This is a genomic window from Photobacterium gaetbulicola, assembly GCF_003025515.1.
GTDB classification, from domain to species: Bacteria; Pseudomonadota; Gammaproteobacteria; order Enterobacterales; family Vibrionaceae; genus Photobacterium; species Photobacterium gaetbulicola.
In genome coordinates this window covers 198,972-216,062 of sequence record NZ_PYME01000003.1, presented here as the reverse complement: position 1 = coordinate 216,062, position 17,091 = coordinate 198,972, and the positions used below count along the sequence as shown (strand labels likewise).

12 protein-coding genes are annotated in these 17,091 nt (G+C 52.2%); 4 read left to right on the top strand and 8 right to left on the bottom strand.

The annotated features are described in order from the left end of the window. Positions 1-124: 124 nt before the first annotated feature. Together C9J03_RS03755 and C9J03_RS03750 are read right to left on the bottom strand one after the other, a co-directional pair. Positions 125-328, bottom strand: coding sequence for a hypothetical protein (locus C9J03_RS03755; RefSeq protein WP_039457594.1), 204 nt, complete (start codon positions 326-328; stop codon positions 125-127). Between the two features lie 123 nt (positions 329-451). Beyond that, positions 452-1,366 (bottom strand): AraC family transcriptional regulator, encoded by a 915-nt coding sequence (locus C9J03_RS03750; protein ID WP_044621750.1) that lies wholly within the window; start codon positions 1,364-1,366, stop codon positions 452-454. Between the two features lie 362 nt (positions 1,367-1,728). Between C9J03_RS03750 and C9J03_RS03745 the strand changes: the two genes are divergently transcribed. Continuing rightward, a complete protein-coding gene (locus C9J03_RS03745) occupies positions 1,729-2,961 on the top strand; it encodes a serine/threonine protein kinase (protein ID WP_039457596.1) in 1,233 nt (410 codons plus the stop codon). Positions 2,962-3,048: 87 nt separating this feature from the next. On the opposite strand, the gene C9J03_RS03740 is transcribed toward C9J03_RS03745, so the two are convergent. From C9J03_RS03740 to C9J03_RS03725, 4 genes are all read right to left on the bottom strand, one after another. Beyond that, positions 3,049-3,393, bottom strand: coding sequence for a hypothetical protein (locus C9J03_RS03740; RefSeq protein ID WP_039457598.1), 345 nt, complete (start codon positions 3,391-3,393; stop codon positions 3,049-3,051). A gap of 166 nt (positions 3,394-3,559) precedes the next feature. Beyond that, positions 3,560-6,655 (bottom strand): efflux RND transporter permease subunit, encoded by a 3,096-nt coding sequence (locus tag C9J03_RS03735; protein WP_044621749.1) that lies wholly within the window; start codon positions 6,653-6,655, stop codon positions 3,560-3,562. Then, the gene (locus C9J03_RS03730; RefSeq protein WP_231580605.1) at positions 6,655-7,731 is read right to left on the bottom strand and encodes an efflux RND transporter periplasmic adaptor subunit; all 1,077 of its coding nucleotides are present in this window, start codon (positions 7,729-7,731) and stop codon (positions 6,655-6,657) included. Before C9J03_RS03730 ends, C9J03_RS03735 begins: the two co-directional genes overlap by 1 nt. Positions 7,732-7,876: 145 nt before the next feature. Then, entirely contained in the window at positions 7,877-8,893 is a 1,017-nt protein-coding gene (locus C9J03_RS03725) for a hypothetical protein (protein WP_146149061.1), read from the bottom strand. 145 nt (positions 8,894-9,038) lie between these two features. Here C9J03_RS03725 and C9J03_RS03720 point away from each other — a divergent pair, with 145 nt between their 5' ends. After that, a complete protein-coding gene (locus tag C9J03_RS03720; RefSeq protein WP_044621747.1) occupies positions 9,039-9,806 on the top strand; it encodes a uracil-DNA glycosylase family protein in 768 nt (255 codons plus the stop codon). Between the two features lie 332 nt (positions 9,807-10,138). Here C9J03_RS03720 and C9J03_RS03715 read toward each other — a convergent pair whose 3' ends face one another. Together C9J03_RS03715 and C9J03_RS03710 are read right to left on the bottom strand one after the other, a co-directional pair. Further along, positions 10,139-12,418, bottom strand: coding sequence for a patatin-like phospholipase family protein (locus C9J03_RS03715; protein ID WP_044621746.1), 2,280 nt, complete (start codon positions 12,416-12,418; stop codon positions 10,139-10,141). Positions 12,419-12,537: 119 nt separating this feature from the next. Beyond that, on the bottom strand, positions 12,538-14,538 hold the full coding sequence (locus C9J03_RS03710) for a replication initiator protein RctB domain-containing protein (protein ID WP_044621745.1): 2,001 nt from the start codon (positions 14,536-14,538) through the stop codon (positions 12,538-12,540). 578 nt (positions 14,539-15,116) lie between these two features. On the opposite strand from C9J03_RS03710, the gene C9J03_RS26455 reads away from it, so the two are divergent. Further along, the gene (locus tag C9J03_RS26455; protein WP_146149060.1) at positions 15,117-15,335 is read left to right on the top strand and encodes a hypothetical protein; all 219 of its coding nucleotides are present in this window, start codon (positions 15,117-15,119) and stop codon (positions 15,333-15,335) included. Between the two features lie 541 nt (positions 15,336-15,876). Beyond that, positions 15,877-17,091 carry an AAA family ATPase gene (locus tag C9J03_RS03705; protein WP_039457617.1) on the top strand — a complete coding sequence of 405 codons (1,215 nt, stop codon included), beginning with the start codon at positions 15,877-15,879 and terminating at the stop codon, positions 17,089-17,091.

Genomic DNA, 17,091 nt, shown 5'->3' with positions numbered 1-17,091 from the left:
GGCGGAAAACTGGCTGCATTGTTTATAACATGCATCATTAAGTAGAGATCTTGTGGTGGCGAACTTTGTAATAAACCAAACCGTGTGAAGTGCACTAATAACTTATGAGCATAGCCCACAAGACTCAGTCATTGGCTGATAGTTTACTGCTGAGTTCTGCAATTTGATTCGAACAATGAGGGTACTTATCACTTAAAACAAGAAAAAAGTCGGTAAGGTCCAAATTTTCTCTAACCGCAATGTCGGTAATCCTATTCAGATAAATCTCTTCAGTTTCAAAAGTCCGAATCGGGTGTCGTTCCAAAAATAGCATTACTTCGTTTTTCATATCTAAACTCCAATTTGATGAAAAGCACCATAGAAACAAATATAAACACAGATAAATATAGAACTTTTAGACTTCAATGCAACATGCTCTAGCCCATGTTGCTTTCTCTTTTTTCCCCTAGCCTCAGCTAGCATTGTCATAGAACTGCTTGGTCACCTGGCCTGCGACAGAACGAGATGTGTCTATACCTTTTCTCATGTCAATATGTTTAGCCCGGTATTCCCGAGGCGTTGCCTTGAGCAAGCCTTTAAACTTGGCGTTAAAATTAGACAAAGATGAAAATCCCACCTCTGTACCTATATGGGAAATACTCCAATCTGTCGTCACCAAAAAACGGGCAGCCTGCCTAACACGCTGCTCGATTAAATATTGCCGGAAAGTGGTACCCATATTTGCGTGGAAAAAGCGCGAGAAAGTACTGTCAGCCATATGGAGGTGATCGGCCACCTTAGCAACTGAAATCGGCTCTCCAAGGTGTTGATCAATATACTTAAGTGCCATTTGCACTCTATCTTCTGCCCGCTTAGAGTTGGAGATTTCAACGCAGTTGTTAATTAAGCAACGAAGTGGCTGCTTCGCCGATAAGTGATTCAACAAACCGAGTAAGTTCAATACCTGAATAAAATCGAAGGTATTTTCCATCGGTTCGATATATTGCCGGACAGCCTCACTGTGCGGATCATCAAACAACAATCCACTGCGGGAATCATCCAGCATCTGTTTAATCGCCTTGAACTGGACACTATCCACGAATGTCTGTCCCAACGCATTTAACCGAAAGTGCAATACGTCACAATCAGCCTTGCCCTGCCTGCCCGGTGATAACAATGAGAGTCGGAAAGGGTTGAATGGTGCCAACAAGACCAATTGGCCGACCTTCAGCCGGTAGTGGGTGGATGCGAGGTGCAGAGTGCATCCAGCCGTACGGGGAGCAACCACAATATAGTCGGCGCCAAAAATCATGTGCTCCGTTTCATTGACTTTCTGTAGATCAAACATCAGGAACTTCGGAGTGCTGGCAATAACCCTTGGACACATAACCTTCTCCTCCCTTGGCAGTAGTAGTTATGTTTACCACCGTTTAAATAATTCTCCAAAGCAGGCTTACCAAAGCGTGATATACACCTAGCGAATAGAAGAACGCGGTCGATTAAGCATGACAATATTCAAAATTCAGATTTAGAGACTAACTTTATCGATATATGCGGATAATTATCCCATTTCAGTGGGTTATTTTTCATGACCAGATTAACTGGCGAAAGCCAGCAGAAAAACACCAGTTTCCGGCACTATTTGACTATTAGAAAGCAGCTATTCTCGCAAAATAGAACTCATTGGATAGCGGCAATTTGTTATTCAACCCAACAGTTTCAATCCGTTTATTTTGTGGAGTGTTTGTCATGAGTGTTTCCAACGATCTATACCCAAATGCCTCTCAGCCCCTTGAGAGGAAAGAATCTGGTGTACCTTATGTCCGAGAAGGTCTACATGTAGAATCCCATAATGATTTTGATCCACTCCGCCATGTCATCGTCGGTATCGCCGATAACCAACACATCCCCGAAGCCTGCCCTGCCAGTAATGAAAAGATCCCTGCAGACTCGCCGATGCGAGGCAGTAAAGCAGGCCGCCGAACCCAGGAAACGATTGATCGGGCCAACGAGTGCCTGAATGGTTTTGCAAAAATCTTAGAAGACCGCGGGATCATTGTTGACCGCCCGGGAGCCGTAGACTGGCACCAGCGTATTACGACCCCTGACTTTACCATCAGCTCGGGGTTCGGGTGCATGCCACCCCGCGATTGCCTTCTCACCATGGGCAAAAGCATTTTGATGGCTCCGATGAGCTTTCGAAGCCGCTACTTCGAATACTTGGCCTATGTTGATCTGCTGCGCGAATACTTCGAGTCAGATCCTAATTGCTTGATAGAACAAGCGCCACGCCCACGGTTGGCCGATGAAAGTTTCCGCATGGACTACGTCGCTGCTTATGAATATCTATCCGATGAAGAAACCATGGCACGCTCGCTACGCAAGGAATACAGCACCAATGAAACCGATATTCTGTTCGATGCGGCGGATGTCATGCGCCTGGGCAAAGATATCTTCGTCCAGCATGGCCTTACAACCAACTTGGCTGGGATACGCTGGATAAAACGTAAGTATGAACCGCAGGGATACCGTATTCATACCCTCAGCTTCGAGGATAACCACCCCATCCACATTGATGCGACATTCTGCCCGCTGCGTCCAGGATTGATGTTGCTCAACCCGCACCGTCCTCTATTCAAAGGCCAGCGCGATATCTTCGAGAAGAATGGTTGGGAAATTGTTGAAGCGGTCTCTCCAGCTTGGGATAACCCGCCACCACTATGTTACTCAAGTACTTGGCTGTCGATGAACACCCTGATCCTTGACCACAAAACAGTATGTGTGGAAGCTTCAGAACACCCTCAAATGGAACAGTTCGACAAACTAGGGTTCGAGGTTATTCCTGTTGACCTGCGTGACGCGTATGCATTCGGCGGAGGTTTGCACTGTGCAACAGCCGATGTTTGGCGGGAAGGCACCCGCGAAGATTACTTCGGCAACCAGTTCTTCGGCGCTCACAGTGTCGAGTATTGGGAGTACTAGGCCATATAATAAACCACGAAAAGAAAGCCTGACGGCCGCACCGTCAGGCTTTTTTGTTTGTTGCGGATGACTATCGGTAAAAGCCCATCAATGCAAAAACGTGCTGCCCTCGCTGGCGCTGGTCGCGGTCAAGTCACCGGCCGGGTTGATCAGGTGCGGCAGGATTTTCGGCAGGTTTAACTCGATGTCCTGATCGTCAACAGGGTTGATGTTGATGTGGTACCAGCCGAGCAGGCCCAGAACGGCATAGCCGATGGCATCATCGCTGTCACGGTGCTCAAGGATAATTTGCAGCAAGCGTAAGATTGTCTTGTCGTTGGTTTGTGCCTGCTCGAAGGTTTCGTTAAAAATCGCGACTGACTCTTCAACCAGCCCAGCAAATTCAGTTTCAATTGCCACTCGGAACGAGCCGCCATCAACAGAAATTTTCATATCAATATCACCAGATTAAGTCTTGAAGGGATAGTAGCGAAATGGAGGGAAATTGTCGTATCAGAAGCAGTAATTTCATCATCAATTTACCCTTTTATTGATATATCCCCACATTACGTCAAGGCCCAGCGCTATATTCGCCGTGCCAAGCCCACTCTTGCCACCATCAGGAGTCTTTCATCTGCCGCGCCAACTGGCGGGCGATATACTCAGGGCTGCGGGTACGGCGCGCCAGCAAGCGGTACATCACGGGGATCACAAGCAGGGTAAAGAGGGTCGCCACCGTGATGCCGCATAACACCACAATACCGATCACAATACGGTTCTCGGCACCGGCGCCAGTGGCCAGGATAAGAGGGATCGCCCCTGCAATGGTCGTGATGGCTGTCATCAGGATGGGACGCAGCCGCTCGGATGCCGCTTCCAGCAGGGCCTCGTCAAACGCCATACCCTGATCACGGAGTTGGTTGGCAAACTCGACAATCAAGATCCCGTTCTTGGCCGACAAGCCAATGAGCATGATAAGGCCTATCTGCGAGTAAATGTTGAGGGTCTGATCGGTAAAGTAAAGCCCAAGCAATGCCCCGAGTGTCGCCAACGGCACGGTCAGCATGATGATAAAGGGATGGACATAACTTTCGAATTGCGCGGCCAGTACCAGAAACACCACCACCAACGCTAACGCAAATACAAACAGGATGGAAGTGCTCGAGTCCTGATAGTCCTTGGACGCGCCTTTGTAGTTGACCACCGCGTCGGCAGGCAGCAACTCATCAACCAGGCCATTGAGGTAATCCAGTGCCTCGCCAAGGGTATATCCCTCGGCAAGGTTGGCCTCAAGGGTGATCGCACGTACCCGGTTGTAGCGGTTGAGCTGCGGGGCGCCGGCATACTCATCCACAGTGATCAGGCCCGACAGCGGCACCAAGGTTTCTGCCTGCTCCGCCCTGACATACAGATTCGCCAAATCGGCAGCTGTGTTCTGCCGCTCACGCTGACCTTCGATGATCACATCGTACTCCTCCCCGCGCCAGGTATAGGTCGTGACCTGGCGGGAGCCGAGCATAGACTCGAGGGTCTGGCCGATCGCTTTGAGCGAGACCCCGAGATCACCGGCCCGATCGCGATCTATCACGATCCTAAGCTGCGGTTTGGTCTCCTTGTAATCGTGATCAAGCCCGACCAAATTGGCATTGCTGGCCGCCGCATCGAGCAAAATATCCCGCCACTGGGCCAGCTCTTCATAACTGCCGCCGCCAAGGACAAACTGGACCGGTTTACCGACCCCACGGCCAAACGGTTGACGCATCACCGGAAAGGCGGTGATCCCCGCCAAATCTCCTAGCCTTCTGCGGATATCGCCAATGATTGCCCCTGCCGGGCGGCGCTCGGCCCAGTCTTCCAGCACCACGATGGCAAAGCCGTTGGAAAAATCGGCGATGCGCCCCCACCCGCGCGGGGCACGGATCAACAGCCGTTTGATCTCACCCGCTGCCACCAAGGGCATCAGGCGGTGCTCTACCTCATTCATGTAAGGCCGGATAAAGTCAAAGCTCGCACCCTGCGGGCCATTAATAATAATGAACATCGCCCCCCGGTCCTCGCGCGGGGCAAACTCTGAGGGCAAACGCTGCTGCAGCCAGCCACAGATCACCAAGACCACCAACAAGAACCCAATAACACGCCCAGGCCGCTGTATCGCATGGACTAGCAGACGTCTGTAGCTCGCAGTCAACCGAGCCATGGCAAGGTGGCTGAATGCCACCAGGCCACGTTCCTTGTCAATCGGTTGCATCAGCTTCGAAGCCATCATTGGGCTCAGCGTGAGTGCCACCAGCGACGAGAGGATCACCGCCGCGCTGATGGCAATGGAGAACTCGCGGAATAACTTACCCAGATCCCCTTCGAGAAAGCCAATCGGCAGAAAGACCGCCACTAGTACCACGGTGGTGGCAATAATGGCAAAGCTGACTTGCTTGGCTCCGAGGTATGCCGCCTTGAGCGGCGGCTCACCATTACTGATCCGCCGGTGGATATTCTCCAGCATCACAATCGCATCATCGACCACGATACCGATCGCTAAAATCAACGCCAGCAAAGTCAGTAGGTTAAGCGTAAACCCGAGGGCATAGAGCACGGTAAAGGCACCAATGAGCGAGACTGGCAGGGTCAGGGCCGGGATCAGCATGGCGCGGACACTGCCGAGAAACAGGTAAATCACGACCACCACCAGGCAAAGGGCGATCAGCAGGGTCTTATAAACCTCGTCAATCGAGGCCTGGATAAACACCGAGGAATCATAGGAGCGCTTGATTTCCATCCCCGGCGGCAAGGAGGGGTTGAGCTGGTCAACCAAGGCATTGGCCGCCCGAGCCACATCCAGGGTATTGGCCTTTGACTGACGGGTGATCCCTATCCCAATCATGTCCTGGGTGTTGCCGCGAAAGGTGATCCGCTCTTCCTCGGCCGCAAGATCGACCTCGGCCACATCACCGAGCCGGATCAGATAACCATCCTCACCGCTACCGACCACCAACCGGACAAAATCTGCGGGGGCGAGAAAACTGCGCTGGGTCCGTACCGTAAACTGGCGACTGGCCGACTCCACCGAGCCGGCAGGCAGCTCGATATTGTCATTGCGCAGCGCCTGTTCGATATCCGTGACCGTCAGTCCCCTTGCCGCCAGCTTCTGGCGGTCGATCCAGATCCTAAGGGCATAAGACTTGCCGCCGCCAAGACGGATCCCCGCCACCCCGTCGATCACCGAGAAGCGATCAACCAAATAACGACTGGCATAATCGGTCAACTCAAGCGTATCCATCCGGTCAGAAACCAGGTTGAGCCACATGATCACTTCCGAGCTAGCCGCAGCCTTTTGCACCTCCGGCGGATCAGCTTCATCGGGCAAGTTATTGAGGATCCCCGCAATGCGGTCACGCACATCGTTGGCCGCCGCATCAATGTCACGGCCAATGGAGAACTCAAGGGTGACACTGGAGCGGCCGTCACGGCTACGCGAGCTAATCGAGCGGATCCCTTCGAGCCCGGCGATGCTATCTTCCACCAATTGGGTGATCCGCGTTTCGACAATCGCCGACGACGCTCCCCGGTAACTAGTGGAAATATTGACCACGGGCGGATCGATATCCGGGTATTCGCGCAGTGGCAGTCGGTCGAATGCTACCAGCCCAAACACCACCAGCAACAAACTAATCACTGACCCCAGAACTGGCCGGGTAACCGAAATATCCGACAGCCACATCAGCCCGCCTCCCGGTAAATGAAACGCTCCTGTTCGCGGATCTCCACTTTTTGCCCTGGCCTTACCCTTTGCGTGCCGCGGGTGATCACCTGTTCCCCCTCACGGATACCAGTCAATATTTCCGCCTCTCCCCGGCGCCGGTACCCCAGTTCTACTTCACGCTGCTCAACGGCTCCTTTCTCTCCCACCACGAACAAGAAGTGTTGTTGCTGGCGGGACACCAAGGCTTCCTCCGGTACCACCAACCCCTGATGCTCGCCCACTATCAGTGACAAGGTCATTAGCATACCGGGCCGCAGCCGTAGTTCGGGGTTGGCAATCTCAGCCCGTATCACAATGGCCCGGGTCTGGGGGTTAATCCGGCTATCTATACTGGCCACCTGGCCACGGAAGATTTCATCAGGATAAGCCGCGGCACGGGCTTCTATTCCCGCCCCCTGTGAGACCATGCCGAGAAAGGCTTCAGGAATAGAAAAGTCGAGCTTCACGGTGGCAATATCATCCAGCGTAGTGATAACCGCGCCCGGCGTCACCAGTGCTCCGGGGCTGATCTGGCGAAACCCCAATACACCGGAAAACGGCGCGTGGATATAGCGAGCAGCCAGTTCGGCCTCGTTTTGAGCCAGCACGGCCCTGGCGACTTCGATATCGGTATAGATAGCGTCGAGCTCCGAGCGGGCAATGGTATTGCGCTTGACCAAGCCTTCGATACGCTTGTATTCACGCTGCTGCTCTTTGAGGTTGGCTTTGGCGGCCCGCACCTTGGCCTGCTGCTCGTCGGCATTGAGCGTGACCAGCAATTGCCCGCGCGAAATCGACTGGCCATCTTCAAACAGGACCCTGTCGACTTTTTCGGTCACCTTCGCCGTGAGCATTACAGATTCGCGGGATTTCACCGTGCCGAGCGCCTCGAGCTCACGCCGGACCATCTTTTTCTGTGCTTCGGCCACCACCACGGTCGGTGTCGGCATCGACCGGTCGGCTGTCGCTACGGAAGAGAAGTATTCCTTGTAAGTGATGGCCCCCGCCAGCACAACGAGAAGCAATAGACTGATCAGAGTCCCTTTCAATCGCACGCAGTATCCTTCTGAGGAAAATAGGAAAATTACAGCTGATATAGTCAGTATAGGAAGGGAGATTCAGGTAGGCGGTGAAAATGGCCGTCGAAATTCGCCACGATCACCGCTATGGGAGGCAACAGGTCAGGATTGAGTCATAGGGTTAACCGCGTCCCAGGTAGGTCAGTACCGAGCGAAGCTCGGCTACCGTCTTGATTTTGAATTTGCTTACTGGCGCGTAGGCAAGCTCAGCGATCTTCTGCAAGTTACTGTTGCGGCCGTAGCGCTCTGCCGACGGTGAGGTCGCCGGATAATCCACCCGACTAAGCCCCGAAAGCGGTTCGGCCACGTCAGCGGTCAGCAGCCACAAGTTGGCGGTCTTAGTTTTCTCCACCACCAGCACCCCGCAGGCTACTGGCCCCGAGCTGTCACCCGGTTTGAATCCGAGCGGCTTAAGGTATTTCGTCTCGCGATATGCCGTATGGGGGACCAAACCGTGCCGTTGCAAAACCCCAATCACGTCTTCTGAACTGAGCTTGTCGCTTTCCGCCCTCAGCAGCCATGTATCCCCCACGGTAGCTGGTGGCTTCGGCAGCCGCTTTTCCGGATCTGCCTGCTCGAGCAACCTACTGTCCTGCGCCGTAATATCACCATTCTCGCTGACCGCTTTGAAATACCGCCGCCCGGACAGCCAGTCCAGTAACGCCTCATGGCGGCCACCGTCTACCGGTACGGCATCATAAAGCAGGCTAAATTCTTTGTGTCCAATCAGCCGGGTAGGCTGGATGATATCCTTGGCCGCCAAGCGATTGATGTCTTCGCTCCCAAGCGGATAGTCGATAAAGTCACTGTCATAGAGGGCCACGTAGCTGAGCAGGTTTGCCGTTAATGCCGCGAAGTACTGCAGGGCTTGGTAATGCTCCAGATCCAGCAAGTCTCTATCGCCCCCCAGCCGTTCACACCAGTCATCCATGGCCCGGAGCGTTGATTGCAGCAGGTTCAGCCAGGCAACCGGGCAGAAATCCCCCTGCCAGTCGAGCAAATCACTGGTCCGCAGTGTCCCCCCCTCACAGCGCTCAAGCAATGGCATCAAGGGAGAGAGCCTTACATCCGATATCACGCCGGGATAAATCTGCCCCAGGCACTGCTGCAGCACTTCTAGTCGTTCTTCAAAACGCATAATTCTCGCGAAACCTCAAAATAAATCACAAAAAATCAATTTTCGGTAAAACTTGACCTAACACGCAGGATGCCTTAGCTTATAACCGAAATCAACAAATACACCGATATATTTTTAATTTCGGCAGAAATCACGAGTTTACACCATGACAGCTTTCAATGCATACCAGCACATCATTACATCCCTAGACTTTTCGCAGCCATCGGCATGCCAATCCGAGCCATTGCTTATTGGCCAAAGCGGAGCTCTGTCCGCCTATTACGCCCCGTTCGATTATGTCAACCGCGAAGCCCGCGTCGTGATCTGCGGTATTACTCCGGGTATGCAGCAAGCACGCATTGCCCTTAGCCAAGCTCAGCAAGCGATAGCGGACGGTGCCGATCACCAAGCCGCCCTGCGCCAAGCCAAGGAAACCGCCAGTTTTGCCGGTGCCATGCGTAACAACCTGGTGAATATGCTCGATACCATCGGGTTTCAGCATTACCTCAACGCACAGAGCTGCTCAGTACTGTTCGGTGAGCTCAAGGCGCAGGTTCACTACACCTCGGCCCTGCGCTACCCGGTCTTCAAGGACGGCAAAAACTACAGCGGCTCCCCTTCCATGGTCAGCCATCCTTTCCTGCGCAGCATGCTAGATACAACACTGGCGGAGGAATGCCGTGCCCTGGATGAAAACACCATTTTCATCCCGCTCGGCGGCAAGGTCGAAGAAGCCCTGCGCTATCTGGCCAACCAGGGCGTGATCCGCGACCAGCAAATCCTGGCCGGCCTTCCCCACCCATCAGGAGCCAATGCCGAGCGCATTGCCTATTTCTGTGGCAATAAGCCCCGACACACCCTGTCCAACAAGACCAACCCCGACGAGCTGGATGCACGAAAGGCACGGCTGATCCAATGGGCACTGGCTCTTTGATAGCTTGAGGGAGATAAGAGAAGAAGAGCAAGGAAAGAATATGACAGGCAAAAAAAAGCGAGCCGGTCGATGGCTCGCAAAATAACTCATATATTGCATTTCGAGAGGGTGACTAGGAAATCCCAGTATCCTTACCAGTGAAAACCTAACTCATCGAAAGGGACAAAGGTTATATCCGCTAAACATTTTGCCTCAGGCCTGACGGCTGTTGTCAGGAAAATGTCAGAAACAACAAAGCAATGCCTGTCATTGAGGTCGCGGTTCCAATTTTGCTGAAACCGCTTGGCCATTCCAAGTGCTGGCGGGAAGCAATGTCAGCTCCCCCTATCCCACTAGTCAAACGTGGTTCCCAACGACAGGTAGAAGGAGTTCTGCCCGCCTTCGGCCATACCATAGGCGAGGTAAACCGGACCAACAGGGGTATCCAGCCCCAGGAACACACTGCCGGCGCTCAGGCTCGAGTCAAAGTCAATGTCTGACTGGTTATCCCAAACCCCACCTTGCTCCAGCGAGGCGCCGACATACACGGGCACCGACACGGCACCGAAATTGTTATCCATCAGCCGGTAGCTGTATACCAAGGCACCAAAGAGTTTGTAGCGTCCGTTAAGCTCATAGCGGTGATAGCCGGACATATTGAACAGCCCCCCCAAATCCTGCACATAAACCGGCAGCACGTCATCACTGTCATAGCCGCCGGCCTGCAGCACACTGACAAGGCTGTGCCTTTCATAGCTGAAGGGCTTGAGCAATTTCAGTTCGGCATAGACACTATCGCTGGAGACCGTCTCTTCATCGTTGATGGAACTTCGACTTGATCCCAGCCCTACCTCGGTCCGGAGCATAAAACCTTCACGCGGGAAGAACAGGCTATCCAAGTCATCATAGACAAATGACACATACGGGCCGTGAACCGTATAGTCCTGTTTGTTATTGATATTGATTTCGCTGACCTCGCCAACCCCGCCGCGGTAACCAACCGACAGCGAGCTCCAAGGCTGCAAGTTCCAACCCCACTCCGCGTAGCCGCTGTAGACACTGTATTCCGTTTCGACCGAGCTGCCCGGCTCACGGTCAATCAAGTCCGCCTGCTCGCGAGACAAGATGAACTCGCGGACTTCGCGGTTCCAGCTGATACCGAACGAGGTATAGGTGTTTTTCTGGTAATCGAGCGGAAAGTAGAAACTGGTATCGATTTTCTTCCAGCTTCCCAGCAGCCATTCGAACTGCCACTCCCCTCCCATGTCAGTCAGGTTGGTGTAGATATACTGGGTACCGAACGCAAAGTCCGAGCGGTTAGCAAAGTCATCCTCGAAAGCAAACTTGAGGTTGAGGTAGCCCGGTCCCCAGGACTTCTCCCGCACATCCATCACCAGCACATTTTCTTCGTCCTGCTGCTCGATTTGGTAGGTGATCCGCTCAAAAATATCTTGCCGGTTGAGCCTTTTCACCGCTTCGTCCATCTCCTCGTTGGTGATCACCCGATCCGTCGCAAGATCCATGACTTCAAGCAGCGCCTGATCGGAGCGCTGAGTGTAGTTTTTCACCTCGATCCGGTCGATGTAGTAGGCCGGACTGGCTAGCAGCCGGGAGCGGCGGTCAAGCTTGTCATTGAGGTAGGTTTGGTAGTCTTGCTCCGACAGCTGGTAGCGCTGGAGCCGAGGCAGGGCATCGAGTGCCACTTTGCGCCCGGCAACGTAAGCCTGGTCCATTTTGTCGAAGTGGGGCGCCAGCATGAAGGAAACATCCGGCTGGAGGTATACGTCCCCCTCCGCCATCAGTGCCATTTGCTGATCGGCACTGGTATTGGTCATGAAGGTAGTGAGCTGGCCGATGATATTGAAGGCGCTATTGAGCTGGGGCTCCTCAAACAGTGCATCTCGGAGATCCACTGCGATGATCACATCGGCGCCCAGTGCCTGCGCCGCATCGACCGGCATATTGTTGACGATCCCGCCATCGACCAGGATCTGGTTGCCAATTCTTACCGGCTGAAGCGCCCCCGGTACCGTCATCGAGGCCTGCATGGCCGTGGCTAGGTGCCCCCTCTCCAGCACTACCGGCTGGACAGTCACGATATCTGTCGCCACGGCGCGATAGGGCACCGCCAGCTCATCAAAGCTCTCAAGGGCAGGGAGGTTGTCGGTAAGGTTACCGAGCAAGGTGGCCATGCCCTGGCCCTGGAAAGCTCCGGGTTTGGACTGGTAGTTCCCCTTGAGATCAATGCCGATATCGGTGTAGATCTGGTAATTGTCATTTTGCTGCTTGCGGCGCAGCTCCAGATCATTTCGCCCGACGCGATCCTCGTAGCCGCTCTGCCAGTCGGCGTCCATCGTCTTGTACCGTACTTCCTGGGCAGACAGGCCCATGGCATACATACCGCCGACATAGGCGCCCATACTGGTCCCGGTGATCACGTCAACCGGGATCCGGTTCTCCTCCAGCACCGAGAGCACCCCGATATGGGCGGCTCCCTTGGCCCCTCCCCCACTGAGTACCAGCCCGATTTGCGGACGGGTCTCAGCCGCCGCGCTAAAGGTTCCCGAAATAACACCGACCAATGCGAGCACTGCCCCGCCCCGCCAACGCCGATAAATGTTCAGCCACTCCATGACACATCCTACTGCTTGGATTAATAGCAATAATATACCCAAGTTAGCTGAACAGCAGGCATAAAAAAATCCGGTCAGTAGGTTGCTGGCCGGATTTTTTTATTATTTATAATGACAACTTAGCTACCGCGGGCGATATCATCCAACGCATTCATCACCTGCTCGTTGATATGGCCTTCATACACCAGTTTACAAACCTTACGTCTTACCGCGAGGCCTGAAATCAGCCGCTCAATCGACAGATGTCCCTCGTCATGCTGGCCGTTGTACAGCTCGATGGTCTTGCTCAGGGTCTCATAAGGCACCACCTCTCCGTTGACCTTCAGCCAGTCAAGCTTCTCCAGCAAGCCTTGGCACTCTTCACTGATCGAGGCAATAGAATGCCCACTCATCGCCGATAACGCCGTTATACTGCGTTGCAGAGCCTCTGAGGAGGTATATTTCGACAAGGTAATGGTCAATTCATCAGCATTGATCTCAACCAAGTGCTTGCGCAGCTTCACCCGGCGGCCCAGACGCCCCTTCGGACGGGATTCTTTGCGCTGGATCGGTTCGAACTCACCATCGATGATCTCGGAAAGCTGATCAAGCTCCTGCTTGGGCAAGATCTCGTTCCGCAGCGGGTTAGGCATGGTCGGAGCCATGGTCCGCTTGCCTTCATTGGTGGTTTTCGCCCGTGAGTAACGGATGACCTCATCGACATCACAACGGATATCAATCTGGTAATCACAATAGCGCTTGCCTTCCTCGTGTGGCGTAATGGTCAAATGATAACCCCACAAGTTTACGGCAAACACGTGATCGGTGATCTTATCCTCCGCCAGCTTGCGCAGCTCGCGGATCAAATCGGTAGAAAAACGGCGCCATTCGATGTTACGAGCCAGTTTCTGGTTCAGTTCGCTGAGCATCATCGAGTCATTGAGACGGCGCGACATCCGGCTACGGAAGAATGAATACAGCTGGAATACCAGCGTATGCTGGCGCAAGATTTCCGGTGGGAACAAGAAGAAGTAGTCTCGGGTCAGCAGCTCGTCAAAGAATGACGGCTCCCACACCAGAATATACAAATTGGGCTTGATCCGGATCTCGCCGTCCTCCCCTTCCTTCGGTGCTTCCTCTGACGCGGTAATGGTACGGGCAAGGAAGCGGAAACGGTCACTCTTGAACCCTTCCGGCATATTCTCGCTCATCCACCGACCGGTAAGTTCATGCAGCTGGAAATCAGTAAATTCAATACGATCTATACTTTCCCGAATCGAATCACGGGCCGGACCGCTGTCTTTCTTGCCCCTCAAAGCCAAGATATCGGTGATGTAGACGGGTGTCTTGTTACCCATATTGCGCGACTGGATCTCATAATCGGCAATATGGTGATCATGGTACTGTACCGTCAGGGTAAACAGCGCAAACAAGGTCATCAGATCGTCGACGGTCATGATCGACTTCGATGATCGTGTTTCAATGATCGCCTTGGTCCCGCTGATAGCAACCATTGACTTCTGATAGCTCTTCTTGGTCCGCGGCGGAGCCAAGGCCTGGTCGATGATCCCGGCCCAACTCGTCGGAGAGATCACAATCTGATCCGCTTCATCAGGCATGGTTGGGGGAGTCCCCAGGCCGTGCTCACTGAGCAATTGGCGGTTGACATGGTTTTGCGCCAGTGCTTTCGAGCGCTTTTGTTTCTCTTTGGCCTTGGACTGTTCTGAATTTAGGCTACCGGTACCTAGCTGGGAGATCAGCATGGCCGGGTTGATGAAATGATGCAACATGGTTTTACCCGCAAGGCCCTCTTCGAACCTCACAGGTTGTTGTTTAAACAAACCAATATTGACGGCGGCCCGCAGCCGTTGCTGGATTGCGGCGCGGGTTAACTGACCTTCAGTCGCCTCCACAAGCTCAGTGGTAGAAACCATCCCATCATGACTCGATAAGCCACGGAGTGAGATGAGGTTCAATAGTTCAATGATGCTCTTGGTTACCCCCTTGAAATGCTGGTATTGCGGTAACCAGTCGATCAAGTTCGCCGGGATCGAGAACAAATGCCCGTCTTTGTGGGATCGTGGAGCGGGGATCAATATCTTGTCAGTATTCTTATTGTTTGATGTAAGCGCGGAGTTCATTTGTCATTAGCCGTAGATGCATCATTTTTCCGTGAAAGATTAATGGAAATAGAACAAGAAAGAAAGATCTTTTGTTGGCTTTTTTTAAACTGATCTTTTTGTTTATTTTGATCTTATTGATTTAGTGATCTTATGATCTGGCTGCTTTTTTAGCTTTAACTATATGAAAAATAAATAAATTAAAAATGGCGCGATCGAAAGCATGATCATGGCGACTTCGGAAAAATGATCAACAAGTGGCTGAAACGATGATCATCAATGGCCTGGAAATATGATCATCATCAACCAGCAAGCATGATCAACAGGCCTATGAAAGCATGATCATCGTGGCTTCACAGGTTATCCACAGGCCCCTCAGCCCTCTCGGGTGAAATTTTGTTCGATAAAGGAAAATTATCACGACTGAAGCTGGCATGAGCGGCGTTTTGGGGCCGGAAAAATGATCATGGCAGGGCTTGCGGACGTTGGTTGAGGCGGTATTTCGGTTTTTTCCCTCTCGTGTGGCGGGATTTTGAACAAAATTGATTTGACACTTTCCGTATTCTGCCGGGGTTTTATCATGTGTCCGGGGTGGATGCATGATCAAGACTGTGGAGGTGTATTTCAATTTTGCAGTTCCGTGTGGGGTTACAGTAGGAAATAGCGCAATTTCCCTGCCTAATTTGTTGCTAAGCCCTTATCAGGCCTACACTCGCCGTAAATTAGCTGTGGTATTCCATGCTTTCGGCAAGGTTGAGCCGAGGATCGATTTACAGCCTCTTTTACTTGATCATTTTTCCGATCTCTCGTCGCCGTGAATGGCAATCGTTAGGGCTTGGTTTTTGCCTTGATCATGTTTCGAGATCTGGCGGAATAACCAGGAACGATGATCAAGTAGATGTTCATTCAACCCTGCCAAGATCATGATTTGTTATGATTTCAGGTTGATCGTCGGAAGCCCTGTTTGGCTGTGTCTGCCCGATCATAATGAAATTATTCAATTTCATTATTGTTTTGGAAAATTTGCCGGGCTGGCTGTTGTTATTGAGCCGTGAGTTTGAAATTTAGTCAATGTGGCACCTGCCGTAAATTAGCCAACTATTCTCACGCTTCCGGTGATATAGCCCTAATAGTCAATTTACATTGTAAAATAGTGACGCTGTAACACTTTTGGTTTTTATCACAAACAGGGTGATTCTCTTAAGTTTGTAAGCAGAAATCGAATTAAAAACGTCGGTTTTTTGCTCTGTTTGTTGCTTTATGCTGAGATGAATATCACATGGTGCCGTTCAGCTTTTTATTGTTTTGGTGTTTTTTTGCTGTACAATAAAGCAAAATGTTTCAAGGTGAATAAAGACAATGAACAGGGAACAAACCATAGACAACTTGCTCAATATTGCCGAGCAGACGAAGCAGGTCCAGGCGGACCGAATTGAAATTGTATTGGAAGAGCGTCGTGAAGAAGCTTTTCCTCCCATGTCGAAAGCTTTGATGGAAAGCCGCTCTGGCCTTACCCGCCGCAAGCTGGATGATGCTATCTCCCGTATGGAAGCGAATGGCCACCAATTTACCAAAAATAATGCCAACCACTACTCCATTAGCCTGGAAGAAGCGCATCAATTAATGGAAGCGACGAAAAAGCCCGCTTTCTATGAGCGTGAAGGTGCAGGACGCAAACCTTGGATTGTCAATGTCCAGAACCAGAAAGGGGGCACGGGCAAGTCGATGACAGCCGTTCACTTGGCGGCCTGCCTCGCGCTTGATTTGGATAAGCGTTACCGTATTTGTTTGATAGACCTTGATCCGCAGGGGTCATTGCGTTTGTTCCTTAACCCACAGATCAGCGTGGGCGATCAGGACACCATCTATTCTGCCGTGGATGTAATGCTGGAAAATGTCCCGGAAGGACAGGCGATCGACAAGGAATTCTTGATGGGTAATGTGGTGATGCCTACCCAGTATCCTAATCTGAAGACTATCGCAGCGTTTCCCGAAGATGCGATGTTTAATGCCGATGCCTGGCAGGATTTGGCAGAGAACCAAGACCTGAACATTGTTCGCCTGCTGAAAGAGAAAGTGATCGATCCGATTGCTGATGAGTTTGACATCATCATGATTGACACCGGCCCACACATCGATCCCCTGGTGTGGAATGCCATGTATGCTTCTAACGCCTTGATTATTCCATGTGCGGCGAAGCGTCTTGACTGGGCGTCGACAGTTAACTTTTTCCAGCATTTGCCTACAGTTTATGAGATGTTCCCCGAAGATTGGCATGGTTTGGAGTTTATCCGTCTGATGCCGACAATGTTTGAGGATGACAACAAGAAGCAGGTTTCGGTACTGACCGAGATGAACTACCTGCTACGTGATCAAGTGATGATGGCGACGGTTCCGCGTAGCCGTGCTTTCGAAACTTGCGCCGATACATATAGCACTGTGTTCGACCTTACGGCAGCCGAATTTGAAGGGGGGAAAAAGACCCTTTCGACAGCACAAGAAGCGATCCAACGTGTTGGCCTCGAGTTAGAGCGTGTGATGCACTCTCACTGGGCCAACCTAAACCGGGAGTAA